This window comes from Shouchella rhizosphaerae, assembly GCF_900142675.1.
Taxonomy (GTDB): Bacteria; Bacillota; Bacilli; order Bacillales; family Bacillaceae_D; genus Shouchella; species Shouchella rhizosphaerae.
In genome coordinates this window covers 86,336-112,967 of the sequence record NZ_FRBS01000002.1, presented here as the reverse complement: position 1 = coordinate 112,967, position 26,632 = coordinate 86,336, and the positions used below count along the sequence as shown (strand labels likewise).

The window sequence follows — 26,632 nt, the reverse complement described above, 5'->3', positions numbered from 1 at the left end:
TCCAACTTAATTAATTTTCTTGAAGGGCAATCTTATCAGCAATTTGTTGCACTGCTTCTTCTAAAACCTCCTGTGGATCCTCACCTTGAGAAATAAATTCAAATGCGTCTCCCATTGGATCCCATACTGATGACATTGCTGGAATGTTCGGCATTGGTACCGCATATTCTGCTTGCTGCAAAAACGGTTGCCGCAGTTCATCATCGATCTCCACGTCTGTACGGGCAGGCAATTCCCCTGCTACTTCAAAGTACGTAAGGGAGTTTTCTGGGTTTGTAATATATAGAGCTAAGTCGGTTGCCCAATATTGATTTTCGCTATACTCATTCACTAACCAACCTTTTACCCCTGAATACGAGGACAGGTTTTTTCCATCAATTGTTGGGAGAGGCGCAACGGCTAATTGGTCGCCAAGCGCCTCTGAGAATTCAGAAACATTCCAAGGTCCTGAAATGACTGCTCCTACTTGCCCATCTCGGAAATAGCCTTTTATAATATCGTCGGTGATTCCTACTGGTAAGTAGCCTGCTTCATACCAAGATTGAATTAAATTCGCCCCTTCTGCCGTTCCCTCATTTGCCAGTCCAATGTTGGATGTGTCATATACGCCTTCACTATTCTGGTCGAACACGTATCCTCCGTAAGCTTCTATGAACGGATAAAGGTAATAAAAGTTTGTGCCTTCAAATAAAAACCCATATTCATCCGCACTGGCATTCGTTAAATCTGCTGCAATTTGCTCTAGCTCTTCTATTGTTTTAGGCGCCTCTGGAACAAGCTCGGTATTATAGTACAAAGCATAGGTTTCAATGACAGCCGGTATTCCTAGCTGGACCCCGTCATAATTTAATGCTTGAATCGCTCCTTCTGTATAGCCTTCTAATTGCTCTGAAGTTAAATCAAGCTCAGCAGCTAATCCTTGCAAATAAATGTCACCTAGGCGATCGTTCGGTTGGTAAAAAAGGTCAGGACCGCCGCCAGCCGCCGCATCTAAGGAAAGTGACTCCAATTGGTCGAGCATACTAAACGGTGTGATCTCTACGGAAATTCCAGTCTCCTCTTCATACTTTTCTACGATTTGTTCATAAGCATCTAACTGTACTTCTTCATCGTTGACCCACATCGTTAACACTTCTGGCTTTTCTGGCGCCGCTCCGTCTTGCTCCTCATTCACAGGTGTTGCACTGCCCTCACTTGCAGAGCCATTTCCTTCATCGCGATCAGGACCACACGCAGTAAGCAAACCACTCAACGTCACAACGAAGACGGCAGACGATAAAAGAGATGTCGCTTTTTTCACTCGTTTTTCCCCCTTAAAGGTCTTTGTTTTTTCTGCAAGGCCAGATGCTCTGCCTTGCAAGGATGCAAACAATAGTGAAATCGTTTGCACAAATAAACGTTCAGAAATGAAATCGGTTACAATTCAATTATAACGCCATTATATTATGTTCATTCTTCAAAAACAACCACTTTATTTTAATTAAATTGCAAACGTTTGCCTTTTTTCTTGACTTTCACTCTTTCATCTCATAGGCTGAAAATAACAATCAAGAAAACGCTTACGATTCTCGTTAAGAAGGGAGCTTGTTTTGAATGAAAGCAGCGATCTACCATCGCCCGAAAAGTGAAGATGCCTACGCTTATGACAAAGATACGATCCACATTCGTCTGCGCACGCGCAAAGACGATGCTCACGAGGTCATGCTTATTTATGGAGATCCTTACGATTGGGCGGGAAACGAATGGGTGACTGCCAAAAAAACAATGACACAAGCAGGGGCCGATGGAGAATATGATTATTGGTTTGTGGAAGTGAAGCCGCCCTACCATCGCCTTCGTTACGGGTTCGAAATTAAGGCAAAAGATGAGACGATTTACTATGGAGAAAGTGGGTTTTGTGATACGCCCGCAAAAGACATTAGCGATTATTTCTGTTTTCCCTTTATGAATCAAGCCGATTTGTTTACACCTCCTGAATGGGTAAAAGAAACGATCTGGTATCAAATCTTTCCTGAACGTTTTGCCAATGGCGATCATTCTCGTGACCCTGAAAATACATTGGCTTGGGGAAGTGCACCACCGACTGCCACCAATTATTTCGGCGGTGACCTTCAAGGGATTGTCGATCATCTTGATTATTTGCAGAAGCTAGGAATTAACGGCATTTATTTAACACCAATCTTTAAAGCGTTTTCCAACCATAAATACGATACGATTGATTATTTAAAAGTTGATCCCCAATTTGGAGATGAAACGACACTTAAACTGCTTGTCGATGAATGCCATAAGCGCGGCATTCGTGTCATGCTTGATGCCGTCTTCAACCATGCAGGCCTGTATTTTCCACCTTTTCAAGATGTACTAAAACACCAGCAGGAATCAGAATATAGCGATTGGTTTCATATCCGCCAATTTCCTGTTCGAGCAGAGGAACCACCTAATTACGATACGTTCGCCTTCACGCCTTTAATGCCGAAACTAAATACAGCAAATGAAGCAGTAAAGGACTATTTATTGAACGTAGCTACGTATTGGATTAAGGAGTTTGACATTGACGGTTGGCGTTTAGATGTCGCCAATGAAGTCGACCATGCCTTCTGGCGTGAGTTTCGCAACAGAGTCAAAGCATTAAAACCAGATTTGTATATTCTCGGTGAAATATGGCATAACGCTTACCCTTGGCTGCAAGGCGACCAATTCGATGGGGTCATGAACTACCCGCTCACTGACGCGATTTTTGACTTTGTCCAACACGGCAAAAGCGCAACCACTTTTCAACACGCAGTCACAAAACATTTGTACAGTTACCCAAAATTGGTGAACGAAGTCCAGTTCAATTTGCTCGGCAGCCATGACACACCAAGAATTTTAACTGTAAGTGGGGGCAACAAAAAATTAGTCAAACTTTCCTACTTATTGCTGTTTTCCTTTCCTGGCTCACCTTGTATTTATTACGGGGATGAAATCGGCATGGCCGGAGAAAATGACCCTGGTTGCCGCGCGTGCATGGTGTGGGAGGAAGACCAACAAGATCAGGAGCTATTCCAATTTCTGCAAAAACTAATTAAGATCCGCAAAACTCACCAAGCAATGGGCACCTATAACACCTTAAAATTTTATGACTCTGGCACTGAGGATGTGCTGTTGTATTCCACATCCGCTGGCGGAGAGCTTCTTTTATTTGCAGTTAACCGCAGTAAACAAAAAACAACGGTCAAACTCCCTGATTCACTAAAGAGCCTTGCATTTGTCGATGTCATTTGCGAAAGCCCATTGCAAAGCGAAGAGCTCCACGTTGAAGGCGAGTGCTTTTTGCTCCTTCATTCTGTCGACGCCAACAAACGCGGCCAAGTAGACAAGTAAAAAAACAGAATGGCATAGCTCATGACGAGTTATGCCATTCGTGCCGTAGTCTCCCTTCCTACATATAAAAAAGCCTGTCGACCGTCTTAACCCTGTCAACAAGCGGAGAAAGCCATGCCTTTTTTCCTTTAAAATAAAAATAAATTGAAAGTGACTGCTCCTAAAATACCTAAGACTACGGCTAAGGCTACAATAGGAAGAACAAAAAAGTAAACAATTTTCTGTCCCGTTTTTAAAGATGCTCTTTGTTTATTAGTCTGCATCAAACCAACCTCCTGATTCTTTTGATTTCCCCACACACCAAGTTCTCCAGCGCCATACGTGCTACCTAGCCCTTTGTGAATAAAGCTCCATTGCATATGAACTCTAGCTTGAGCACGAGTAGACGTGTATGACTGCCCCGCTCCAACATATACTTAATGTCAGGTTAACATAGTGCATCTACTTGCTAACAAAGAGATCACCACAAGGATACTAAGAATTCCCTCAATTCAGTCACTCTTCTCTAAATATAGTCGCCTTATAAAAGACTCATCTGAGTCAAAAGCATCTTATATAAGACGTTACTATATTTTCCACAGAGGATGATAAACCCTTTTTACCAATTATAAAGTTTTTGTCATACTAACGTTACATCTCGCTATGTGACTCACAAAGAAAACCGTACTTGCTCTTCTTCATGCAAATGGACAGTCGTTTTGGCTGGGGCGGTCTTGGCGATGATCTTCCCGTTTCTGATGGAGGCAAGCACAGGCGCTTGGCGACGGATCAAGTTGAACTCATCTTTTTCATCGACAAGGATTACGTTTGCCGGCTTTCCTTCTTCAATGCCGTATTCGTCTGTAATGTGCAACGTTTTGGCACTATTTTCGGTAATGAAATCAAGGGACTGGCTGATTTGCTCATACCCCGTTAGATGGCTTACATGAAGTCCCATAAATAGCACTTGCAGCATGTTGCCTGTGCCAAGGGGATACCACGGGTCAAAGATGTCATCATGGCCGAAACAAACATTTAGCCCTGCCTCATGCAGTTGTTTGACTCGCGTGATGCCGCGGCGGACAGGATGGTGGTCAAATCGCCCTTGCAAGTGCGTATTGACAAGTGGGTTGGCGATAAAATTGAGCTCAGCCAGCTGGCAAACACGAAGCAATTTGCTGACATATGGGCCATTGTACGAATGCATCGCCGTCGTATGGGATGCCGTGACCCGCTCTTTCATTCCGCTTTGGTAAGCAAGCGCCGCTACGTTTTCGATGAAACGCGATTGCTCATCGTCTGTTTCATCGCAATGGAAATCAAGGAGTTTGTCATATTTCTCGGCTAGTTTAAAGGCAATCTCAACTGATTTTACGCCCATTTCCCTTGTAAATTCATAATGGGGAATCCCGCCAACGACATCGGCGCCCAGTTTTAGTGCTTCTTCCAGCAGCTCCTGCCCTTGCGGATAAGATAGAATGCCTTCTTGTGGGAAAGCGACCAGCTGGATATCAACAAATGGTTTCATTTCTTCCTTTACTTCAAGGAGTGCTTTGAGCGCCGTCAAATGTGGATCGGTTGTATCGACATGTGTGCGCACATGTTGAATCCCTTGGCTAATTTGCCATTTGAGCGCTTTTGTCGCCCGTTCTTTGACATCTTCGTGTGTTAGTTTTTCTTTGCGTTCAGACCAACGCTGGATGCCTTCAAATAACGTACCTGATAAATTCCAATTTGGATCTCCTGCTGTTAGCGTCGAGTCTAAATGGATGTGCGGTTCAATAAAAGGGGGGATGACTAGGTTTCCATCTGCTTCGATGATTTGTTCCCCTTCTGCTTCAATATTTTGAGCAATTTTAGCGATCTTTCCGTCTTTCAGCCAAATATCCCATAAACCATCTTTGCCGCGCAAAGCAGCCTGTTTAATTATCATCAGAGTTGTTCTCCTTTTCTATTTACAATTTTCTCCAAACATATATAGGAGAGTGCTGCAAAAATCAGGGCGTTAAGGGGCTGGATGCCAGGTACAAACAGCGCCCCTGCCAAGCCAATGAGCCACGCCATTAACGCATTTGCGCGCACAGCTTTAAACGAAGCTTGCTTGAAAGGAGCGTAAGTGCCTTTTTTGATTATAAAATAATCGACTAGCACAATCGCGCCTATTGGCGGCAACGTTAAATTTAAAAAATCTAGCCAGCTGACAAAATTCGTATACAGCCAATAAGCAAGCAGCGTGCCGACTAACCCATTAACCAAGACTAGCTTTTTCTTCGAAAACTTCGTGACATTGGAAAGCCCTAGCCCTGAAGCATACAAGGCGCTGTCATTGGTTGTCCAAATGTTTAAACCGAGCGCAAAAATCGCCGGCCAAATCAGCCCTTGTGTAAACATGACTTCTGAAATTTCAGCAAAACCAGTGGATATTGCGCCAACTGCACCGAATAAAAACATTAACGAGTTGCCTAAAAAGAAGGCAATCACTGTCGTCGACACCGCGACTTTTTTGCTTGAGCCATAACGGGCAAAATCAGGTGTCAACGTGCCGCCACTTATAAAGGAGCCAATACAAACCGATAAGGCAGCTGCGATGCCGATTCCTTCCGTTGGCTGATAAGCAAACAATTGAGCCGGGCCGCCCATATCATTGACAGCAATGGAACTAGAAATTGTCCCTAATACCGCGATCGCTGGTACGGCGATAAAGCTTAACATCGTCAATGCCTTTACACCTAAATAGGCAGTCGCTGTCATCAGGACGCCGCCTAAAAGGAGAAGCAGCCATAAGTCAACACCTGTTACTTTTTGCACGGGCACGGCAAGCATCATTAACCCTACGCCAAACCAGCCAATTTGCGTAACGCTTAGAAGCAGGGAAGGCAAATAGGAGCCTTTTTCACCAAAGGCAAACCGTGTCAACAAATGGGTAGATAACCCTGTCTTTGCTGCGATGTAGGCAAGTGCCCCTGTATATACGCCAAGAATAAAATTGCCTACTAAAACAGTAATGATAAACCGACTAAAAGACAAGCCTTGCCCAAGCGTGCCTCCCGCCAACATACTTGCCGAAAAAAATGTGAAGCCTACCATTAACACAAACATTTGCCAAAAACCACGCCGCCGCTCTTGCGGAACCGCCTGCCATTCGAAATCAGATTCGACGATTTTTCCTGCCACGTATTTTCCCTCCATGTCTGCTGAACATATCCTTAAAAAAAGTCCGATGAAGACCACGTCATGGCCTTCACCGGACTTTTCCTCCCAGTTCAAACATCAATTGATGCCGCCTTCCCGGACCTGTCCCAATGTATGGCGGAACCCTGAAAGGCTATGTTTATTTTTTAATAGGAGTATATTAGCACATGTTCGTAAACGATCCATGGTTTTTGTCAGATTCTCTGACAATCCATTTATTAACTTTTCCTCGTTTCAACAAGATTGTTGGCCATGGAATCGAATGTTTGAGAGATCAGAAACAAGCGATTTTCATAATTCCTGTTACATTTCTTTACGTACTTTTCCTCCAAACTGCCGCTGAACCGTATACTTAACATAGCCTCTACCATCTATTTCTAATAAGGTGATATACATGCAAATGAAAGACTTGTTGGCACTGCCTGCCTTTGCAAAGGCCCGTCTGCTCGCAGGCAAACGTGGCCTCGATAAGCCGCTTCGTTCTGCTAATATGATTCATTCCTTTGATCCAGGTGTTAACATGGAACCCCATCAATTGCTGCTTGCTGCTTCTTTTAAAAAGGGGCATCCGTATTCCCTGGTTGCCTTTGTCCAGGAACTATCAAAGCAAAAGTGCGCTGGCCTGGTGGTGCAAACTAAACGACTAGAGAAAGCGATCCCTGCCGTTGTTATCGACGCATGCAACCGCCTTCATCTGCCTCTGTTTGAACTACCGGATACGATTCATTTTAGCGAATTCGTCCATCAGTTGACGCAGTTTCTTTTAACAGGGCAGACGACAGAGCTCCATCAAGCGTTGGAGATCCACCGCCGCTTTGCCGATGTGATTGTGTCAGGCGGAAATGGCACATCTGTTGTCGTACAATTGGCCTCTATGCTCAATGTGCCCGCATTGCTGTTAAATGATCAATTGGACATGATCGCGTCTTCCGATCCTGTCACGAATGACTCCTTTTTTGAAAAATACTGGCGCCTACGGGAGTTGATTCCAAGCAAACAGCTGCCGACGTTGCAGCTATCCATCCTACAGGAGGAGAACGAGAATCCGTGCGCTGTCTTTCCGATTCGAACCGCCTGTGCACGAAAAGGGTACTTAATTGTGCTCGGCTCAGCGTCAAAAAGCGATTGCCCGTTTGCGCTTGCCATTGAACAAGCAGCTAACGTTCTTTCGTTTGAACTGATGAAGCTTCATGCAGCAGAGCAACAAGCCCGGATTGCCCAAAATAGTTTTTTTTCCGACTTAGTCGAAGGGCGCCGCCCTCTCGAAAAGGAGCACGACGAATCGTATCCTTTCTCTGTCAACAAGGACTATGTATTCATTGCTGCCCACTTAGATAACACTAGCGAGTTGCTGACTAACGAAGAAGCGCTTGAGCAACATGAAGACCTGTATAGCCTCCTTGTACGGCTGTTTCGCGAACGGTATCCAACTAGTCATGTGTTTTGGAAGAATGATGTGTATGTTGTCGTTATTGAAAGTGACCGTTCAAGCAACGAAGAAGCAAAGTTGCTTGCGGAAGTAGACACCGTTCAACAAGACATACAGGCACTCTTCCGCTCTGGCGTATCGTTTGGCATCTCCAGCTTCGGCAGCTTAAGTGAAGCGGCAAGCTTATACAAGGAAGCGACGGCTGCCCTTCAATCTGGCTACCGAGAACATTTGCAAAGCTTCATCAAAACGCACCGCGCCCAAGAGCTGGCTGACATGCTGCAATTGATTCCGTCTGAGAAGCTTACTGCCTTTTGCCAAACCGCCTTGCAAACCTTAGCAACACCGGAATCTCCCGACCAAGCGGAACTAGCCCGCACACTGTCCATCTATATCAATCATAATTGCCAAGTGGCGGAAACCGCAAAAGTCATGGCGATCCATCGCAACACCGTCATTTACCGCATCAAAAAATGTGAGGAACTCCTTGGCTGTGATTTAAAAAAGCCTGATGAAACGTTGCGTTTGCGTATTGCATTCTTGATTCGCCCATTGTTGCAGGAAAAGAAAGCGTTGCTCTAACGTAGGAGCCAATAAATAGCATCGGCTCCTGCGTTTCACGAGAGACTTGAATAGAATCATTTATATTGGAAAACTTTCTCCACGATCGCTTTGCCAATTTCAAGCGAAGCAGTAGCTGCAGGGGACGGAGCGTTGCAAACATGCAGGCTTTTTCGACCACGGATTAATTGAAAGTCATCAACGAGCTTTCCGTCTGTCGTTAATGCTTGAGCCCGAACACCGCTCGGTCCTGGAACAAGATCGGCCTCGGTGACATCAGGAATCAAATGCTGAAGGTTTTCCACAAATTTCTTTTTGCTGAACGAACGAATCATTTCTTCCGTCCCTTCCTTCCAGTATTTAGTCGCTAACTGCCAAAAGCCTTTGTAGCGAATGACCTCCGCTACATCTTGCCAATCGATATCGGTTTTCCTATAGCCTTCCCGCTTAAAGCTTAAAACCGCATTTGGCCCTGCATCTACTTCTCCGTCAATCATCCGGGTGAAATGGACACCAAGGAATGGAAAATCGGGATTAGGGACGGGATAGATTAAATTTTTCACAAGATGCCGTTTTTCTGGCCTAAGCTTATAGTACTCTCCCCGGAAGGGAACGATCTTCATGTCCACATGGTAGCCTGCAAGTTTGGCGATTCGGTCACTATGCAAGCCTGCGCAATTAATGAGGTAGCTCGTCTGAAACGTCCCTTTATCTGTTTCAATCGTAGCTCCTTCATTGCTCTCGGAAATAGTCTCAACCGTCGTACCTAGTTGAATTTCTCCACCTTTTTCAGCGATTAAACTAGCGAGTTTTTCGGCAACCTCCTTGTAACTGACGATTCCGGCTGTGGGTACAGATATGGCGGCAAGGCCGTTCACATACGGTTCGGCCTCATGTAATTCCTCCTTCGATAACATTCGAAGATCGAGGCCATTGTCAATCCCTCGTTGGTAGAGGTGATCAAGCAGTGGCAGTTCTTTCTTATTTGTAGCGACAATGACCTTTCCGCAAATGTCTACTTTAAGGCCATGTTTTTGGCAAAAGGCCGTCATTGATTGGTTACCTGCTTTTGCAAACTTCGCTTTAAAGCTGCCAGGCTTATAATAAATCCCTGAATGGATGACACCACTATTATGCCCTGTTTGATGAGCGGCGACTTCCTGCTCTTTTTCAATGATTAATACACTTGCCTTTGGATAACGGCCAAATAGGGCGTGCCCGACAGCTAACCCGACAATCCCACCGCCAATGATGGTAAAATCATACATTTCTTTTGCCTCCCCCTACATCACACGCTTCTGCTAACAGTTCAATTAAATGAACCACCTTTATATGTTCCGAACGTCCTTCCCGCTCTACACCGAGCTTCATTTGCAAATGACAGCCAGGGTTTGTCGTTACGATGATTTCAGGCTGAACGGCTTTTACGTTTTCCATTTTCCGATCAAGAATCTTCATCGATTGCTCATAATGAACAAGATTATAGATCCCTGCCGACCCGCAGCAAAGCTCGCTCTCCTTCATCGGTACATACGTCATCCCTGGAATCGATTGAAGCAGCTTTACCGGTTCTTCTATGCGCTTTTGAACATTTGCCATATGGCAGGACGGTTGGTATGTTGCTATACCGTTCAATTTGTTTACAAATGGAAGCGAAAGCTGGGAAAAAATCACACTGCTGTCGACGTTTTTTTCTGCAAAGCGAGACGCCCGTTCTCTCCATTCAGGCTCATCTGCTAAAAGGTCATCGTATTCTACAAGCATGGCCCCGCAGCCGCCAATACTGTTCACCATGTAATCGCAGTCGTATTGTTCAAACGCCTCAATGTTTTGCTTAGCCAAACGCTTTGCCACGTCTCTTTCACCGCTATGGTTTTGCAAAGCGCCACAACAGGTTTGCCCTTCAATTACCACGACTTCACAGCCAGCACGTTGGAGAAGCTGAATCGTTAAATCATTAATGTGGGAGAACATCGTATCCATCAAACAGCCTTTAAAAAAACCAACACGAAGCGCTGTGTTGCCTTCCGATTTGGCATCGACCAGACGGTTTTTCCTTTCCCTTCGAGAAGCAACCGCTGGTGTCACTGCCTCGAATGCAGCAAGAGACTTCGGCAACATCCGTGTTAGCTTGGCTTTTCGAGCGATACGGGCCACTCCGCTTTTTTGGTAGAGGGAAAGGCCCGTTCCAATCGCATGTAAGACCCTGTCATTTGGCAACACCGTTTCAAACATCGCTTTTTTCATCATTTTCTGATGCCAAGGGGCTGTTGTTTTCCGCTCTTCCTTTAAAGCAACCTTTGCTGAATCAAGTATTTTTCCATACTGTACATTGGTTGGACAGACTGTTTCACAGGCACGGCAACCGAGGCAAAGATCGATTTGCTCTTCAATCTCGGATAACGGCAGCTTTCCCTCTGCCGCCATTTGCACTAAATGAATCCTTCCCCTTGGGGAATGGGTTTCCTTTTCCATGCTTAAGTACGTTGGGCAGGATGGAAGGCAGTAACCGCACTGCACACAGTCAAATGTCTCTTGATAGGCTAACAGCCGTTCCGGTTTAGTCATGGCGCAACACCAGCCTTTGTCCAGGCTCTGGGAATATCTTTCCTGGATTTAAGATGTTGTTCGGATCCCAGCTTGTTTTGATCCGCTTCATCATGTCTAGTCCAGCTTTTCCTAGTTCCATTTCCATGAATGGGGCTTTCATCGTCCCAATCCCATGCTCGCCTGAAAGGGTTCCCCCAAGTTCAACCGCTGCTGTGAAAATGTCAGCCACTACTTTTTCGACTCGTTCCATTTCCTCGTGATCACGAGCATCAGCAATGATATTCGGGTGTAAATTCCCATCGCCCGCATGGCCAAACACGACAAGGTCGATTTGATACGTTTCGCGAATTTCCTTCAACCGCTGAAACATTTCTGGTATTTTACTCCGGGGGACGGTGGCATCCTCGGAAATTTTCGTTGGCTTCACTCGAACAATCGCTGGAGAAACGAGCTTCCGCGCCTGCCAAAATTCCGCCGCTTCTTTTTCATTCTCTGCCACTTGAACCGTTCTCGCTCCTACGCTTTTGCACAGTTCCTTGACTTTTGTCATCTCTTCAGCGATCGATACAGGGTGCCCATCTAGCTCGATTAACAACAATGCCCCCACATCGGTTGGCAAACCACGTGGTTCGTATGCCTCGACTGCCTGGATGGACAGTTGGTCCATCAGCTCCATTTTGGCGGGAACAATGCCTGCCGTTAACACTTTAGAAATCGCCCGTCCTGAATCGACCATGTCTTCAAAAAGCGCCATGGCAGTTTGGCTGGCTGGTGGTTTAGGAACGAGGCGGAGTGTTGCTTCGGTGATGATCCCAAGCGTCCCTTCTGAACCGACAAGGAGCTTTGTTAAGTCATAACCGGTCACGTTTTTAACCGTTCTTCCCCCTGTACGAATGATTTCTCCTTCTGGTGTTACTACTTCTAAGCCGAGAACATAATCTTTCGTGACGCCATACTTCAATCCTCTAGGCCCTCCTGCATTTTCAGCAAGATTTCCGCCAATGGTTGATACATGAGAACTACTTGGGTCAGGCGGGTACATAAAACCAATCTCCCTTGCGGCCGCATCGATTTTTGCTGTGATCACTCCAGGAGAAACAATGGCCACCATGTCTTCTTTGTCAATCTCCAGCTTGTCGTTCCACTGGGATAAATCGAGCACAACCCCTCCTTTAACTGGAAGTGGGCCGCCGCTTAAACTTGTCCCTTGCCCCCTTGGATAGACGGGTATGAAGTACTGATTGGCTAACTTCATGACTGCAGCTACTTCTTCAGCGGCAGTTGGCTGGATCACAAGATCAGGTAAGTGGTAGCCGAACGACGCATCATAGCCATAACTACTGCGATCGGCGATTTCCGTTAAAATCCGGTTCTCTGCTTTTATTATTTGTTTGATGTCTTTTAAAAAACGCTCAATCGTCAACCATGCTCCCCCTCTCTTTTACGTGACGCTGCTTCACCCCTTGAAAATGCTGCCACATCGCTTTTCTTGCCTCCTGTGGTTTTCCGTTTATGATCGCTTCGTAAATGTTGCGGTGCTCCTCGGCAATTTCGCCTTGGAAGCGTTCATTTCTTTCTGACGCCTCTTGATTTTTAGCTAAGACACCCAGCATGTTATCGGAAATTAAATTCATGACATCACGCATTAATGGGTTGTTTGCCGCTTCAATAATTGCTAAATGAAATTGGTAATCTTCCTCCACGGCGACGGTTCCTTGCTCTTCGATGGCCACAAGCCTCTCAAATACGGTTTGTAAATTTTCCTTTTGCCTGCTTGTGATTCGCTTTGCTGCATAATAGGCGGCATCCCCTTCAATCGCTTGACGAAGCTCAATCAATTCGACAAGCGCTGTTTCTTTCTCCTGTAATAAATCCGCCAACTTAACCTGCAATCGCTGTGGACTCTCCTGAACAAGGAAGGCGCCCACTCCCGGTTTAATGTGAATCACGCCTGACGCTTTTAATACCGTTAACGCTTCCTTCACCGATGTTCTGGAAACGGATAACATCTCTGATAGTGCCCGTTCAGATGGAAGCTTATCGCCAGGTTGTACCTCGCCTGTAGCGACAGCGGTTTTGATTTGCTCAATAATTTCCTGATAGACACGTTTACGTTTACGAATCGGCGTAATTTTCATGCCTCTCCTCCTAATCGTCCAACTGGGCTGTGGACAGTCCACTACTGTAAAAAAGAAGAGGGCTGCTCTTCTTTGCAGTTACCCCCTCAATTAGGCAATACCCGGTTATCGCCTAGTTTGCGGCGAACGTTTTGCAAGTGTGTATTCATTGCTTTTCTTGCCGCCTCTGAATCGCGCTCATAAATGGCGTTAAAAATCGTTAAATGTTCTCGGTACACTTCTTCACGTTTTTGTTGCAAGCGGTTCTTTTTTAGTGAAAAGGCCAATGCCTTCTGCAGCAGCTCTGACACATTTGCCATCGTTTGCTCTAAAAACGGATTGTAAGAAGCTTTTATAATGACACGATGGAACATGTAATCGGCTTCATCTCCGACAACCTCTCGATCCTCCACTGTTTTTGCAAATTGAGCAAGCGCAAGCTCTAATTCCAAAATATCTTGCTTTTGATAGCGAACAGCCGCTAACGCTGCTGCCTCTGTTTCAATAATGCTTCGGAGTTCGAGCAAATCATAGACTTGGCCGATATCGACTATATCCAATGTCACTTGCTCTAACAAATTCGTTAATTGAACTTCTTTGACCCAACTGCCGCCACCTTGTTTTGACTCGATTAAGCCGCTTGCTTCTAAAACACTTAACGCCTCACGGATGGGGGAACGACTGACACCAAAGAGTTCTGCAAGCTCCATTTCAGACGGGAGCTTACTATGAGCCGGAAATTCACCGTTTTTAATCATTTCTTTTAGCTGTTCTAGTACTTGGCTTGACACCTTTTTACGCTCAATCGGTAAACGCACCGTCAACACACTCTCCTTTTTGCTGAAAAAGGGGAAGGAGCTTGCAAGCTTCGTTCACCCTTTTCTGAAGGCCCTCATAGAGTTGAGAGACCTTGTCACATCTGATGTATACGCTCATTTTAACGGAGAGAGATACGTTTTGCTATGACTCGAACGATCTTTTCTCTTGCTGTTCACCTTTTCCATTGTTTACCCACCTTGGGCTAACTGGTTCTCTGTTGCACTTTTTTTCTTTTTGACACGAAGAATGTGTAACGTTAACGTGACGGCCATGATGAAAACGCCAAGGGCATTCGTTAGCAATCCTGAACTCACAAGGAGAAGGGAACTTGCAAAAAACAACAGGCGCTCCAACACGACTAAATCTGTCGAGAAATAGTTTGTGAGTGCAACGGCCAATGCAAACACACCTAAGACAGAGGTAATAATGGTGATGGCAACTGCTACGACTTGCACGGACCCGCTTTCAGGCTGCATTACCATCGTCGGATTGTAGGCAATCATAAACGGAATAATAAAGCCGGGCAATGCTAGCCTCACAGACGTCCACGATGTTTTCATTGCATCTGCTCTGGCAATGCCGGCAGCAGTATAGGACGCCAAAGCCACAGGCGGAGTTATGTTGGACAAGGCCCCAAACCAGAAGACAAAGAAATGAGCGGCAATTGGGTTTACCCCTGCTTCAACTAATGCTGGAGCTGCGGTTACGGCAACAACGATGTAAAGAGCAGTCGATGGAAGCCCCATACTCAAGACAATGCAAGTAATCATGACGAGCAAAAGCGCTACCCAAAGCATGCCACTAGAAATCGAAAGAACATTGTAGGCAATCGCAGAACCAAGTCCAGACATCGTCACAACAGCAATAATAATTCCGATCGACGCACACGCAATCCCTACTTGAATCGTACTTTTCGCTCCGTCAATAAACGCAGTCCCTATTTTTGCAAATGTCACTCTTGTTTCTTTATCTTTTGTAAGCCAACTAGCAATAATGACCGATATAATTCCAGCAAAACCAGCGAATAGTGGTGTATAGCCCATTAACAATGTCGATATTACAATGATAATCGGCAATAACAAGACACCGCGCTCTTTCATTACTTGCCACACTTGGGGAATCGAGTCTTTGCTCATTCCTTTTAAGCCATGCTTTTTCGCTTCTAAGTCAATTGCAAGCACAAGGGCAACGAAATAAAGAAACGTTGGAATAATTGCCGCTAACACAATAACGGAATAGGAAACACCTAAAAACCCGGCCATAATAAAGGCAGCAGCCCCCATAATCGGCGGCATCATCATCCCGCCTGTGGAAGCGGTCGCTTCAACCGCTGCCGCATATCTTGGCTTTAAGCCAATTTGTTTCATTAATGGAATTGTAAATGCCCCTGTTGTCGCAACATTGGCAACTGCGCTTCCATTCAATGAGCCTGTTAGAGCACTAGAGAGAACAGCAACTTGTGCAGGGCCTCCCCGCCGTTGCCCTGCTATCGCAATCGCTAAATCGTTAAAAAGCTTTGACGCTCCACTTACACTTAAAAACGCTCCAAATAAAATGAAGATGACAATATACGTAGATGCGATGGAAAGAGTGAGCCCGTAAATGCCTTCTGTCGTCATGTAAACCCGATACAAGAGCCGCTCAAAGGAAAACCCCGCGTGTCCAAAAATCCCTGGAAAGTATGGACCAAATACCGCATAAATGATCGCTAAACTCGTTAAAAGCGGAATGAAGAGACCGAGCGTCCGTCTTGCCGCCTCCAACAGCAAAACAACGGTGATCCCAGCAAAGATATAGTCCATTGTAACCGCCTGCGACATCCGGTCCACGTGAATCGTCGTATAAAATAACAAAATATAAACAGACCCAGCGATACTAGCAATGGTTAAAATGATATCCACTGTTGTAAACCGGTTGTTTGCTCCCTTTTTTGTTGCTGGATAAAGCAAAAACGCTAAAACAAAAAGCAATGCAAGAAAGAGAACGTTGCGGTAAATTTCCTGCATATTGATGAAACTATTGACATAAACAGCAAACCCCGATAAAAGAATGCCTGTAAAGGCAACGATTTTCTGCTGTTTGCCTTTTAAGGCCCGGCCTATACTAACAGACTCTTGGACTTCTTCATTGTTTTGGTCTATATCCACGTTTGGCTGCTTCACACTCATATGACCTCCTCCTTTATGTAAGAAAATGATCTTGCTCGGTTAGATACCAATCATTCAGGTGGCTGTAATTCGTCGGGGATGTCGACGCCTTGTTCTTGATAATACTTATAAGCACCTGGATGAAGGGGGACAGACACGCCATTTAACGCGGTATCTAATGACATTTCCCGAGCTGAACTATGAACCTCATACATAAAATCAAGGTTTTCGTACAATGTTTTCGTTAACAAGTAAACCATCTCTTCATCTTGCTCTTTATCCGTGGCAAGAAAGTTCGACTGTGCAATGGTATGAATATCTTCCTCTTTTCTCGGATAGGTGCCAGCAGGAATGATATAGCGAAAAAACACATTGGCAGACTGATTAATCGATTCAAGTTGTTCATCGGAAACATCAAGGACATCGGCACGCACGCCACTGGCATACATATCTGTAATCGCCGTAACAGGCACACCGGCCGGTAAAGAACCTCCATGTAATCGTCCATCACGCATCGCCGAAATGGTATCATCGTAGCCAAGGTATTCTGGCTGAATGTCAGCCGTTGTCAGGTCAATACCACGCATAATCGCCAACGTTGACTGTTCTGTTCCACTTGCCTGTGGCCCTACAGAGAAGCTTTTCCCTTCAATATCGGCAATCGTTCCCGTTTCGATTTGGCTGTTTTGCAAAACAAAGTGTTCTACATTCGGCCAAAGAAATGTGATCGAACGCAAGTCTTCATAGGCCCGGCCTTCATAGATTCCTGTTCCGTTGAATGCTTGATCGCCAATTAATCCTTGTAAAATCGCAAGTTGTGCTTCTCCCTTCTGTAACAAGTCAATATTTTCGACTGATCCAGCAGAAGACTGCCCCGTTGCCCGGATCCCTTGGTCCATTAGTTCTTCCGTCCAAAGATTCCCCATGCCCACACCAATTGGATAATACGTCCCACCCGTGGAAGCGGTTGCAATTGAAAAATACTGATAATCTTTGTTGTTACAGGAAGCGAGCGTAATGAAAGAACATACGAATAAAAACAATAACAGTCGCTTTTTCATGGCTTCGTTTTTCCTCCTCACAATGAAAGCGCTTTTATAAGTTGTATTACAAGTATACAACATTACAAATTGAATTCAAGACATTTCGATAAATAGAACATTACGAAAAATATGTTAAAAGGCACGACGATATAAGAGACCCTGAACCGTCAAGGATCTCTCACCGAGAAACTTCAAACATTAAGCCAATGATTTGACCAGCTTCACAAATGCTTCTGCTTCGGCTGAAGGCGATTTTGTCACCATGTAAGTAGAAACGGTTGGCAAAGGGAGGCCAGCCGTTTCTGCTTCTAGCATGCGGCCCTCTGCCAATTCCCGCCGCACCGCTGATTCCGGCAATATGGAACAGCCGAGACCTTCCTCAATAAACCGCTTTGTGACATGCACTTGCGAAACGTGCATTTCCTTCAGGCCAGGCACAATCCGCCTGCACGCAAGCAACACATCTTCCCAATAGACAGGATGGTTGCCGCTTAAAAGCACCATCTCAGCTAGCGCCTCTTCATAATGAATAGGTGGGCCATTCTCGGCATCACGGCCGTCATGGGGAACGACAAAGAGGAGCTTTTCTGTTTGCAGGCGCGCACACTCGCTCCCTGTCTGTTCAACAGGCATTCTTGATAAGCCAACATCGGCACGCCCTGATTCCACCATTTGGCCGATCGCGGCTGACTCAACCACGTCGACTACCACTTCCGTTGCTGCTTGTTTTTTCACAAATGCTTTGACCCAGTAAGGCAAATAACTGGAAGCAACCAACGGCGAGACAGCGATTTTTAGCGTGCTTTCATACCCTTGCCGTTTTTTGCTGATAAAGGAAACGCCTTCATGGTATGCGTCATAGATGTTCCGTGCATAAGGAAGGTATGACTTGCCGTAAGCAGTCAACACGACTTGCCTTCCAGTCCGTTTAAACAAAGGCACGCCTAGCGCTTTCTCAAGCTGGTGAATATGGACAGTGACAGTCGGTTGGGAAACGTATAAATAGGCAGCTGCTTTACGGAAGTTTTCATATTTGGCTGCGGCAAGAAAGCTTTCAATCCAGTGTATATTCATTTTCGCCCTCCACTGATTAAATATCTTAATCAATAATGCAGAAATAATTTAATATCATTTAGATTACCATGGCGCTATGATAAAGAAAATAAATTTTGGGGGGATGGAAATATGTTGTATGCAAAAGGGTTGGAGAATGTCGTCGTCGCAAAAACGACGATTAGTGCAATCGATGGCGAACAAGGAACACTGCTTTACCGAGGGTATCAAGCAGAAGAACTTGCGAAATCTGCTGACTTTGAAGACGTTGCTTACTTGCTGTTAAACGGACAAAGGCCAACGGAAGCAGAAAAAGACGATTTTTCCACTGCCTTGAAAACGATGCGTCCTTTGCCAGACGATTTGAAAAAGCTGCTCGCTGCTTTGCCGAAAGACCTTAGTATGATGGACGCATTACGAACTTTGATTTCTAGCTACACTGGCAAGGAAGGTTGGCCCCCGCAACAACAAGAAGCGATGCGCTTAGTCGCGATCGTTCCAACGATTGTGGCTGCGTGGGCCAATAGGAGCTGCGGCAAAGACGCGATTGAACCAGACCCATCGCTCAACCACGTTGCTAATTACTTGTATATGCTTACTGGCGAAAAGCCACATGCCGCCCACATTCGTGCTTTAAGCGCTTATTTAATATTGACAGCGGAACACGGCATGAATGCGTCAACGTTTGCGGCGCGGGTGATCGCCTCTACAGAAGCGGATCTTCGTTCGGCTATTTGTGGAGCGCTTGGCGCGTTAAAAGGAAGGCTGCACGGCGGTGCGCCCACTGGTGTACTTGAGCTGTTCAGTGATATCCAAACGGCTGACACAAGCAGCGAAACGTTGCTGCGGGAAAAGCTCGAACGCGGCGAGCGTTTAATGGGCTTTGGCCACCGTGTTTATAAAACGACCGACCCTCGCGCCAACGCATTGCGTGAGGTGTTAAAAAGCCTCAATAACCAAGAGACATTTTTAAGCGAAGCAGTCGCGATTGAGCAACTAGCAACGCAGCTTTTAGCGGAATACAAGCCAGGCCGCCAGCTTCATGCGAACGTTGAATATTACGCTGCTGCAATCATGGAAGCACTTCGCCTTAAACCCGAATGGTTCACACCGACATTTTGTGTAAGCCGCGTCGTCGGATGGTGCAGCCATGTCATCGAACAAAGCCAAGACAACCGGATTATGAGGCCACAACAACAGTACTACGGTCCAAAGCCGGATTAAAGGAAACAACGACGTAGCAAGTGATTGCTAAAAAGTAGAAGACCCTGTACCAAGTGGCACAGGGTCTTAGCCGTTTCGGTCATTCAAACAAACTAGGCAAGAATAAAGATAGTTGAGGAATATAGGCGACAACCAGCAAGACGACGATGGCAATTGCAAAGTATGGCACCAGTTCTTTAACCGTTTTGCCGATTGGCACTTTCGCAAAGCTAGAAGCCACAAACAAACAGACGCCTACTGGCGGAGTAGACAAACCAATCATCAATGTCAATACCATCACTACGCCAAAATGGACAGGATCCATCCCGACGCTTGTAGCGACAGGCAATAAGACAGGGAATAAGATGACAAGAGCTGCAATCGTTTCCATAAACATGCCGATCACAAGCAATAAAAGAATGATAAGGAGAATGACAAGAATCGGGTTTTCTGTAATCGACAAAATCCCATTTGCGATTAATACAGGCACACCTTCCGATACCAAAATCCAGCCAAATAGATTGGCGAAACCAACAAGCAACAAAATCGAAGACGTCGATCGCAGTGTGCTGACAAGCAGCCCTGGCACTTCTTTAAAGTTAAGCTCGCGATAAACAAAACCGCCGACGACCAATGCGTACAGCACACAAACGACCGCTGCTTCTGTTGGCGTAAAATAGCCGCCAAGAATGCCCCATAAAATGATAAAGACCATAAACAACGCCCAGAAGGCGCCAAAAAATGACGTGACGACTGTTTTAAACGGCTGCCGTTCTCCCTTTGGATAACCACGCTTCACAGAAATGATATACGTAACGACTAAAAAGCCGATCGCCAATAGAATGCCAGGAATAGCACCAGCAAGAAACAAATCGCCAATCGAGACGCTGGCGAGAGTACCAATAATGATCATTGGCAAAGATGGGGGAAGCATCGGGCCAACAGTTGAGGAAATCGACGTAACCGCAGCGGAAAAACCGGCGCCATACCCTTGCTTTTTCATCGCCGGAATCATTACTGAGCCAATGCTGGCTGTGTCGGACAATGCCGTACCTGAAATGCCCGCAAACCCAAGTGAAGAAGCGACATTCGTTAACGCCAGCCCGCCGCGGATGTGGCCAACAACGGCATTGGCAAAATCAATGATCCTTGTGGTGATTCCTCCTGCGTTCATTAAATTTCCAGCAAGAATAAAGGCTGGAATGGCGAGCAACACAAATGAATTGATCCCGGACAGCATCGTTTGGGGAATGATCGTCAAAGGAATGCCGGCGATAAGCAAATAAATCAACGAAGACAGGCCAAGGCTAAACGCAATTGGAATCCCTGCCATAATAAAAAATAAGAACAACCCGACTAATAATAACGACATCATTCTTCATTCCCCTCCTTTTCCAACGGCCTCGTCCGGTCCACAATCGAAACAAGCGAATACACCATGATTAAAAATGCCAATAAAGGGACAGCAGCATACACATAACTCATCGAAAAACCCATTGTTGGCGCGATAAAATCAAGGCCGAGCTGATAAAAGCGAATCCCTTCGACGAACAAAACGACACTAAAAGCAAAGACAAGCCCTAAAATAATGCTTTCATAAAGGCGTTTTGTCTTTTCTTTTAATGGCGCTAAGACCATATCGACACGGATAAACTCGTTCTTGCGCAATGCTAATGGAGCAGCGGTCGTAATAGCGTACACAAACAAGTATCGCGATAATTCCTCGGTCCAAATAGCGTTGTACGGAAGGTAACGGCCCAAAATTTGAATCACTACTACAGCAAGAAGGGCCGTAAATAACAATAATGTTGCCCAAGCCAATAGCTTATCAAGAATCGAAATCGCCTTCATTCGCTGCCTCCTTCCTCTCCCTCTGCTACCATTTGCAGATAAAGCTCATACTGTTCTTTTCCTAAGTTTTGTTTTAAAGCAGGCAACATCGCCTCGCGGAAAGCGTCTTGGTCGACTTCTTCATTCAATGTCATCCCTCGCGATAAAAGGCGCTCCAAAACCAATTCCGTTTCTTCCTCCAATAAGCTCTGGGCATACGCCTCTGCTTCCTCTGCCGCTTCCAACACAGCGGCCTGCTCGTATTCTGGCAACGCTTTCAATTGCTCGGTACCGACTACGACATAAATCCAGGAGCGGACATGCTCCGTCAAATTTAAATATTGTTGGACTTCATAAAAGCCATTGCTATCAATTAAATCATTTGGATTTTCTTGGCCTTCAATTACACCTTGCTGTAAACCAGTAAAGACTTCATTCAAACTAATAACTTGCGGGCTTGCCCCGGCTTCAGCCCAAGCGTCAAGGAACAGCGGCACGTTTGGCACACGCATGCTAAACCCACGCAACTCTTCTGGAGTCGAAATCGGGTCATTCGACGTCAAGTTCCGTGGCGCCCGTTGCATATAAAACAATGGCGTTAAACCGATGTCTTCCTGAATATCTTGCTCGATCTTTTTACCGATCTCGCCCTCAATCACACGCTCCATATGGTCTTGGTCTTCAAATGCATATGGAACCGCTAACAAAATAGCGTTTGGCGTCCACACTTCCAATGTTTCGCCGGTAATCGTCAAATCGGTCGCGCCAAAACGGATCGAATTAATGTTGTCCACTTCATTGCCTAGCTGACTATTCGGATAAATATCGATGATGACCTTTCCATTCGTTTTTTCTTCGACAAGCCTGGCAAATTCCTCAGCAGTTTTATGCCATAAATGGCTCGAGTCGGAAATATGGGTCATTTTCCAGCGTGTGACTTCTCCTTCGTCCCCGCTCACCGCTGTCGTTGTGCATCCGCTTAAGGCGAGTGCCAAGGCTGCAAAAAGAACGCCGACTGTTTTTTTCACCGTTGTCCCTCCTCATTACTCTTGTTGAACCGACATTCTACGAATTGTATGCCGACTTGCCCGGCCTCCTATCCTTTTTCAAAGACCGAACAAGCACAAGCGTACTCCACGTTTGTTCATCCGTCATTCCTCTTCAAAATAAGTTGGATAGGCTTCCTTTAGCTCGTATTGGTCATACGTAATTAATTTTAGGTGGTCACGGACAAGCGCTTCAGCCTCATCTGCTTGATTCGCGCGTATTGCTTGCACCATTTCCTCATGGTGCTGGATCAATAAATGCCAATTTAGTTTTGAATGGATGCTTAGCTTCAGCGCTCTATTTAAGTGCGTGTTCATTTTTTGTACAACTTCCCAAATCCGCAATTTCCCCGCACCAGCTGAAATGAGACGATGAAATTCGCGGTCTAATGCAAACAGTTCCTCTTCATCTTCACGCTCTTTTGCCTGTTTTTGTTTACCGACATTCTCATCCAATAAAAGCAATGCTTTTTCAGTCGCAGCTTCACAGGCTAACCGAATCGTAGCTACTTCCATGTGTTCCCGCAGAAAACGGGCGTCTTCCACATGGGAAAGATCAATTTTTGTCACAAACGAGCCACGTTGTGGGCGAATATCGAGCAAATCATCTTCCGATAGCCTTAAAAATGATTCACGTACAGGCGTCCGGCTTACTTCCAGTTCTTCCGCAATATCCTTTTCCGAAATCGTGGAACCCGGGGGAAGGACGAGCGTCATAATTTGTTCTTTAATCGTTTCATAGACAAAATCGGTTGTCGAATACCGCTTTCTGACAAATCGATCCATGGATTCACCTCCTCTTTCTTCTTCAACTAATACACTACCATACTACCATACAAATATGGTAGTATGAAATCAGCAGAATGTAAAACGCTTTCATGAAGGAGGAGTTTTTATGGCCATTCGTATTCAAACCAAACAGTTGCAATATGCGGTTGCCAATGCCTTTATCAACGCGAATGTGAACGAGGAAGACGCCCACATTGCCGCTGATGTGCTTGTCCATGCAAATTTGCGCGGTGTCGATTCACACGGTGTTATGCGTGTCGAACACTATTTAAAGCGAATTGCCGCTGGCGGCTTAAAGACCGACCCACAGCCAGCGATCAAGCAAATAACCCCGTCAACAGCTGTTTACGACGCGGACCATGGGCTCGGGCACCCAGCTTCTAAAAAGGCGATGGACCATGCCATCCAGCTTGCGAAAAACAACGGCATCGGCGCTGTCGCTGTACAAAACAGCAGCCACTGTGGCGCATTGTCCTACTTTGTCCAACAAGCCGCACACAGCAATGTCATTGGGATCGCGATGTCGCAAACCGACAAAGCCGTTGTCCCTTTTGGAGGGAAAGCGCCCTTCTTTGGCACCAACCCGATTGCTTTTGGCTTCCCTGCTGAGGCTGAAAAGCCGGTTATTTTAGATTTTGCGACAAGCGAAGCCGCATTTGGCAAAATTTTAAATGCCCAGGCAAGTGGCAACTCGATTCCCGCAAACTGGGGCGTTGACAAAGAGGGGAAAACGACAACCAATCCGAATGAAGTCGCATATTTATTGCCATTTGGCGGCGCTAAAGGATACGGGCTCGCCATGGTTGTTGAAATTTTTTCTGCGTTATTGACTGCCTCAGCGTTCGGTCCACACGTTACGAAAATGTATGGCGATTATGACCAGTACCGGCGTTTAGGCCATTTCTTTATCGCGATTGACACAGAAGCATTTGCCCCTGCTGTTTCTTTTTCTGCACAAATCGACCAAATGGTTCGCGAACTCCGCCAAGTGCCGCCAGCTGACGGGTTCTCACAAGTGCTTGCCCCAGGCGATCCAGAAGCGAACACCTATGAAACTAGACAAAAAGAAGGGATTCCTTTGCCTAAAGACGTTTGGACATTTATTGAAAGCCAGCAAAGCGGTGCCAAAAGCCAAGACTCTTAACGATTTCCGCCTCCCCTTAAGGTTTATCTTAGGGGAGTTTTTGAATCTAAAAGAGGAAGATGCCACGTCTATTTTCCTTTAGTCCTCGGACAACACGAACTCTGCAAACAAAAGACTCCTATCCATAGCCAGCGCCTATTTACCGATTGCCTTATGCCCCATCCCCATAAACGAAGTATGTTGTTGTAGCCATGCGATAAAAATTCACTTGCTCTAAACACGCCAAAATAGGTTATCTGTTTCGATATGCAACTGCTGTAACCCTTTAAAAATTGGTAACGGATGACGATAATAACAGTGTTGAATTTTTAAACGTAAGGGGAAAACAATAGAAGGGGAGCAAAAAACGTGAAAAACAAATGGACGACGCTTAAGCATTGGCCTTTAAAAGCAAAGCTCATTACAGCCTTTGCCATTGTGCTAGCCATTCCAAGTGCCATTATTGGCATAAGCTCATACCAAAGTGCGAAGGGCAATATCATTTCGAGCATGAGCGAGGCAAATCAAGAAAGTTTACAAATCATTAATCGCACAATCGACTTATTTATAGAAGGGCAAATCGAAAACATTGAATATGTCGCCCTTGCAAGCGACGCAGAAGCATTTTTAGAAGAAGAAACAGAAGAGCAGCGCACCTTGTTGCAGACGTTTCAAGAAACAAAAAACCATGTGGAGCAAACCTTTGTAGGGACAACAGCAGGAAATTTTATGAACGAACCGACGTCGTTTCAGAACCCTCCTGACTATGACCCAAGGGAACGCCCTTGGTACCAGCAAGCGATGGAACAAACAGGGGAAACGATTATCACAGCCCCTTATATTTCCAATTCATCCAATGAACCAGTTGTCACAATCGCTAAAACAACAGCAGATGAACACGGCGTCGCTGCCCTTAATTTGCAGTTAGACGCCATAACCGATTTACTATCAACAATCTCCATCGGTGAAAATGGATACGTGTTTATTATTGACCAGAATAACGCTTATGTTTCCCATCCACATGAAGAGTTAGGAAGCGAAGCGAGTGAGTTTTTCTTACAGCTGCATGACTCGGAAGAAGGCGAATTAGATTACCAGTCGGAAACAGATGATGAAAACCTCAACCTTCATTATACAACGAATGACCGTACAGGCTGGAAAATTGTCTCTGCCATGTACGAAACAGAGATTGAACGTGCAGTAGCGCCAATTTTAAATACGACTTTATTCGTCATTTTTCTTTCTTTACTAGGCGGCGCCGTCCTTGTTTACATTTTGACACGGTCGATTGTCTCCCCTATCCAGAGACTCACGACAGCAGCCGAGAAAATGGGTGAAGGGGACTTGTCCGTAACTTTTAAAGTCGATAAAAACCAAAACGATGAAATCGGCAGATTAGGCAAGTCATTTGAAAAAATGCGCAATGCCCTGGCAACCATGATTGCCCATATTCAAGACAAATCCCACCAATTGTCTGCTTCTGCTGAAGAAGTCATGGCCATCTCCGGAGAAAACACACGTGCCACCGAACAAATTGCCAATTCGATGCAAGAAGTGGCCACCGGAGTCGATAAACAGGCTGTCAGCGTAAACGAGAGTGCAGGAATTGCGAAAAAAATGGCTGGTTCCATCAATGAAGCAGTCGAAAAAACGGACGGTGTTCAACAAACAGCTCAAGAGGCAGCCCAGTTCGTAGAAAACGGCAACAAGGCGATTAACACAAGTATTTCACAAATGACGCAGATTAGGGAAACAGTAGGAAACTTATCACAAAAAGTAGAGGGGCTCGGGCAACGTTCAATCGAAATTAACAAAGTGGCCGATACGATCAAAAGCATTGCTGACCAAACGAATTTGCTTGCGCTCAATGCTGCGATCGAAGCTGCCCGCGCTGGCGAAGATGGCCGCGGCTTTTCCGTCGTCGCCAACGAAGTTAAAAAACTGGCAGACCAGTCAGCCGCCGCTACGGTTGAGATTAGTGAAATGATCCAATTAACACAAGAAGATGCCCAACAAACGGTCGCACAAATGGAAACAAGCAAAGAACAAGTGGAAAAAGGGATTGAAGTCGTCAACGTTGCGGGCGAATCATTCCACAACATTAAAATTTTCGTCGATAACGTGGCCGCGGAAGTCCATGAAGTCGCGAGCTTAATTAACAGCATCGGCCAAGGAAGCGAAACATTCGTCGCCACGTTTGACGATCTCGCTTCCATCTCAGAGACGTCGTCCGCCAGCGTCCAAAACATTTCAGCCTTTACAGAAGAACAGCTTGCTTCAATGGAAGAAATCGCTGCTTCTGTAGAAAACTTAACCCAATTTGCCGAAGAGCTCCAAGGGTTAGTGCAACAGTTTGACATCGATGACAAGCAGCAATAAAAAAGCAGC

The 26,632-nt window shown here is 45.6% G+C and carries 21 protein-coding genes; 5 read left to right on the top strand and 16 right to left on the bottom strand.

Going from position 1 to position 26,632, the window contains the following annotated elements:
- Window positions 1-10 precede the first annotated feature (10 nt).
- Entirely contained in the window at window positions 11-1,300 is a 1,290-nt protein-coding gene (locus BUC05_RS06615) for a sugar ABC transporter substrate-binding protein (protein ID WP_073304398.1), read from the bottom strand.
- A gap of 293 nt (window positions 1,301-1,593) precedes the next feature.
- On the opposite strand from BUC05_RS06615, the gene BUC05_RS06610 reads away from it, so the two are divergent.
- Entirely contained in the window at window positions 1,594-3,363 is a 1,770-nt protein-coding gene (locus tag BUC05_RS06610) for a glycoside hydrolase family 13 protein (protein ID WP_073304396.1), read from the top strand.
- Between the two features lie 128 nt (window positions 3,364-3,491).
- On the opposite strand, the gene BUC05_RS21885 is transcribed toward BUC05_RS06610, so the two are convergent.
- From BUC05_RS21885 to codB, 3 genes are all read right to left on the bottom strand, one after another.
- Window positions 3,492-3,626, bottom strand: coding sequence for a hypothetical protein (locus BUC05_RS21885; RefSeq protein WP_257006649.1), 135 nt, complete (start codon window positions 3,624-3,626; stop codon window positions 3,492-3,494).
- Window positions 3,627-4,012: 386 nt separating this feature from the next.
- Complete coding sequence (locus tag BUC05_RS06605) at window positions 4,013-5,275, bottom strand: cytosine deaminase (protein WP_073304394.1); 1,263 nt, start codon at window positions 5,273-5,275, stop codon at window positions 4,013-4,015.
- Window positions 5,275-6,531: a cytosine permease gene (gene codB / locus BUC05_RS06600; RefSeq protein WP_011248867.1), complete on the bottom strand. Its 1,257-nt coding sequence runs from the start codon at window positions 6,529-6,531 to the stop codon at window positions 5,275-5,277. Before codB ends, BUC05_RS06605 begins: the two co-directional genes overlap by 1 nt.
- Before the next feature lie 397 nt (window positions 6,532-6,928).
- Here codB and BUC05_RS06590 point away from each other — a divergent pair, with 397 nt between their 5' ends.
- Window positions 6,929-8,545, top strand: a complete 1,617-nt coding sequence (locus BUC05_RS06590) for a PucR family transcriptional regulator (RefSeq protein WP_073304392.1) — start codon at window positions 6,929-6,931, stop codon at window positions 8,543-8,545.
- Window positions 8,546-8,601: 56 nt separating this feature from the next.
- Here BUC05_RS06590 and lhgO read toward each other — a convergent pair whose 3' ends face one another.
- The 8 genes from lhgO to BUC05_RS06550 all read right to left on the bottom strand — a co-directional run bounded on the left by lhgO (window position 8,602) and on the right by BUC05_RS06550 (window position 18,274).
- A complete protein-coding gene (lhgO, locus tag BUC05_RS06585) occupies window positions 8,602-9,792 on the bottom strand; it encodes an L-2-hydroxyglutarate oxidase (protein ID WP_073304390.1) in 1,191 nt (396 codons plus the stop codon).
- Window positions 9,785-11,092 carry a (Fe-S)-binding protein gene (locus tag BUC05_RS06580; protein WP_073304388.1) on the bottom strand — a complete coding sequence of 436 codons (1,308 nt, stop codon included), beginning with the start codon at window positions 11,090-11,092 and terminating at the stop codon, window positions 9,785-9,787. The genes lhgO and BUC05_RS06580 overlap by 8 nt, the downstream gene beginning before the upstream one ends.
- A complete protein-coding gene (locus tag BUC05_RS06575) occupies window positions 11,085-12,491 on the bottom strand; it encodes an FAD-binding oxidoreductase (RefSeq protein WP_073304616.1) in 1,407 nt (468 codons plus the stop codon). The genes BUC05_RS06580 and BUC05_RS06575 overlap by 8 nt, the downstream gene beginning before the upstream one ends.
- Window positions 12,487-13,212 (bottom strand): FadR/GntR family transcriptional regulator, encoded by a 726-nt coding sequence (locus tag BUC05_RS06570; protein WP_063608905.1) that lies wholly within the window; start codon window positions 13,210-13,212, stop codon window positions 12,487-12,489. The genes BUC05_RS06575 and BUC05_RS06570 overlap by 5 nt, the downstream gene beginning before the upstream one ends.
- Window positions 13,213-13,298: 86 nt before the next feature.
- Window positions 13,299-14,009 (bottom strand): FadR/GntR family transcriptional regulator, encoded by a 711-nt coding sequence (locus tag BUC05_RS06565; protein ID WP_011248873.1) that lies wholly within the window; start codon window positions 14,007-14,009, stop codon window positions 13,299-13,301.
- Between the two features lie 189 nt (window positions 14,010-14,198).
- The gene (locus BUC05_RS06560) at window positions 14,199-16,178 is read right to left on the bottom strand and encodes a TRAP transporter permease (protein ID WP_011248874.1); all 1,980 of its coding nucleotides are present in this window, start codon (window positions 16,176-16,178) and stop codon (window positions 14,199-14,201) included.
- Between the two features lie 50 nt (window positions 16,179-16,228).
- Window positions 16,229-17,218, bottom strand: a complete 990-nt coding sequence (locus BUC05_RS06555) for a TAXI family TRAP transporter solute-binding subunit (protein WP_073304386.1) — start codon at window positions 17,216-17,218, stop codon at window positions 16,229-16,231.
- Window positions 17,219-17,398: 180 nt separating this feature from the next.
- Window positions 17,399-18,274: a LysR family transcriptional regulator gene (locus BUC05_RS06550; RefSeq protein ID WP_011248876.1), complete on the bottom strand. Its 876-nt coding sequence runs from the start codon at window positions 18,272-18,274 to the stop codon at window positions 17,399-17,401.
- Window positions 18,275-18,385: 111 nt separating this feature from the next.
- On the opposite strand from BUC05_RS06550, the gene BUC05_RS06545 reads away from it, so the two are divergent.
- Complete coding sequence (locus BUC05_RS06545; RefSeq protein ID WP_073304384.1) at window positions 18,386-19,477, top strand: citrate synthase/methylcitrate synthase; 1,092 nt, start codon at window positions 18,386-18,388, stop codon at window positions 19,475-19,477.
- Window positions 19,478-19,556: 79 nt separating this feature from the next.
- Here the strand turns inward: BUC05_RS06545 and BUC05_RS06540 are convergent, their stop codons facing one another.
- From BUC05_RS06540 to BUC05_RS06525, 4 genes are all read right to left on the bottom strand, one after another.
- Window positions 19,557-20,831, bottom strand: a complete 1,275-nt coding sequence (locus BUC05_RS06540) for a TRAP transporter large permease (protein WP_035205744.1) — start codon at window positions 20,829-20,831, stop codon at window positions 19,557-19,559.
- On the bottom strand, window positions 20,828-21,307 hold the full coding sequence (locus tag BUC05_RS06535) for a TRAP transporter small permease (RefSeq protein WP_011248879.1): 480 nt from the start codon (window positions 21,305-21,307) through the stop codon (window positions 20,828-20,830). The genes BUC05_RS06540 and BUC05_RS06535 overlap by 4 nt, the downstream gene beginning before the upstream one ends.
- The gene (locus BUC05_RS06530) at window positions 21,304-22,314 is read right to left on the bottom strand and encodes a TRAP transporter substrate-binding protein (RefSeq protein WP_073304382.1); all 1,011 of its coding nucleotides are present in this window, start codon (window positions 22,312-22,314) and stop codon (window positions 21,304-21,306) included. The genes BUC05_RS06535 and BUC05_RS06530 overlap by 4 nt, the downstream gene beginning before the upstream one ends.
- Before the next feature lie 123 nt (window positions 22,315-22,437).
- Window positions 22,438-23,118 (bottom strand): GntR family transcriptional regulator, encoded by a 681-nt coding sequence (locus BUC05_RS06525; protein ID WP_073304380.1) that lies wholly within the window; start codon window positions 23,116-23,118, stop codon window positions 22,438-22,440.
- A gap of 109 nt (window positions 23,119-23,227) precedes the next feature.
- Here BUC05_RS06525 and allD point away from each other — a divergent pair, with 109 nt between their 5' ends.
- Together allD and BUC05_RS06515 are read left to right on the top strand one after the other, a co-directional pair.
- Window positions 23,228-24,265 (top strand): ureidoglycolate dehydrogenase, encoded by a 1,038-nt coding sequence (gene allD / locus BUC05_RS06520; protein ID WP_073304378.1) that lies wholly within the window; start codon window positions 23,228-23,230, stop codon window positions 24,263-24,265.
- Between the two features lie 348 nt (window positions 24,266-24,613).
- Window positions 24,614-26,623: a methyl-accepting chemotaxis protein gene (locus BUC05_RS06515; RefSeq protein ID WP_063608899.1), complete on the top strand. Its 2,010-nt coding sequence runs from the start codon at window positions 24,614-24,616 to the stop codon at window positions 26,621-26,623.
- Window positions 26,624-26,632 lie beyond the last annotated feature (9 nt).

Excerpts from the sequence above, each read along its gene's own strand:
- allD (WP_073304378.1), top strand. The coding sequence starts at position 23,228 with ATGGCCATTCGTATTCAAACCAAACAGTTGCAATATGCGGTTGCCAAT.
- BUC05_RS06580 (WP_073304388.1), bottom strand. The coding sequence starts at position 11,092 with ATGACTAAACCGGAACGGCTGTTAGCCTATCAAGAGACATTTGACTGT.
- BUC05_RS06610 (WP_073304396.1), top strand. The coding sequence starts at position 1,594 with ATGAAAGCAGCGATCTACCATCGCCCGAAAAGTGAAGATGCCTACGCT.
- BUC05_RS06525 (WP_073304380.1), bottom strand. The coding sequence starts at position 23,118 with ATGGATCGATTTGTCAGAAAGCGGTATTCGACAACCGATTTTGTCTAT.
- codB (WP_011248867.1), bottom strand. The coding sequence starts at position 6,531 with ATGGAGGGAAAATACGTGGCAGGAAAAATCGTCGAATCTGATTTCGAA.
- BUC05_RS06555 (WP_073304386.1), bottom strand. The coding sequence starts at position 17,218 with ATGAAAAAGCGACTGTTATTGTTTTTATTCGTATGTTCTTTCATTACG.
- BUC05_RS06605 (WP_073304394.1), bottom strand. The coding sequence starts at position 5,275 with ATGATAATTAAACAGGCTGCTTTGCGCGGCAAAGATGGTTTATGGGAT.
- BUC05_RS06545 (WP_073304384.1), top strand. The coding sequence starts at position 18,386 with ATGTTGTATGCAAAAGGGTTGGAGAATGTCGTCGTCGCAAAAACGACG.
- BUC05_RS21885 (WP_257006649.1), bottom strand. The coding sequence starts at position 3,626 with ATGCAGACTAATAAACAAAGAGCATCTTTAAAAACGGGACAGAAAATT.
- lhgO (WP_073304390.1), bottom strand. The coding sequence starts at position 9,792 with ATGTATGATTTTACCATCATTGGCGGTGGGATTGTCGGGTTAGCTGTC.
- BUC05_RS06550 (WP_011248876.1), bottom strand. The coding sequence starts at position 18,274 with ATGAATATACACTGGATTGAAAGCTTTCTTGCCGCAGCCAAATATGAA.
- BUC05_RS06560 (WP_011248874.1), bottom strand. The coding sequence starts at position 16,178 with ATGAGTGTGAAGCAGCCAAACGTGGATATAGACCAAAACAATGAAGAA.
- BUC05_RS06540 (WP_035205744.1), bottom strand. The coding sequence starts at position 20,831 with ATGATGTCGTTATTATTAGTCGGGTTGTTCTTATTTTTTATTATGGCA.
- BUC05_RS06590 (WP_073304392.1), top strand. The coding sequence starts at position 6,929 with ATGCAAATGAAAGACTTGTTGGCACTGCCTGCCTTTGCAAAGGCCCGT.
- BUC05_RS06535 (WP_011248879.1), bottom strand. The coding sequence starts at position 21,307 with ATGAAGGCGATTTCGATTCTTGATAAGCTATTGGCTTGGGCAACATTA.
- BUC05_RS06570 (WP_063608905.1), bottom strand. The coding sequence starts at position 13,212 with ATGAAAATTACGCCGATTCGTAAACGTAAACGTGTCTATCAGGAAATT.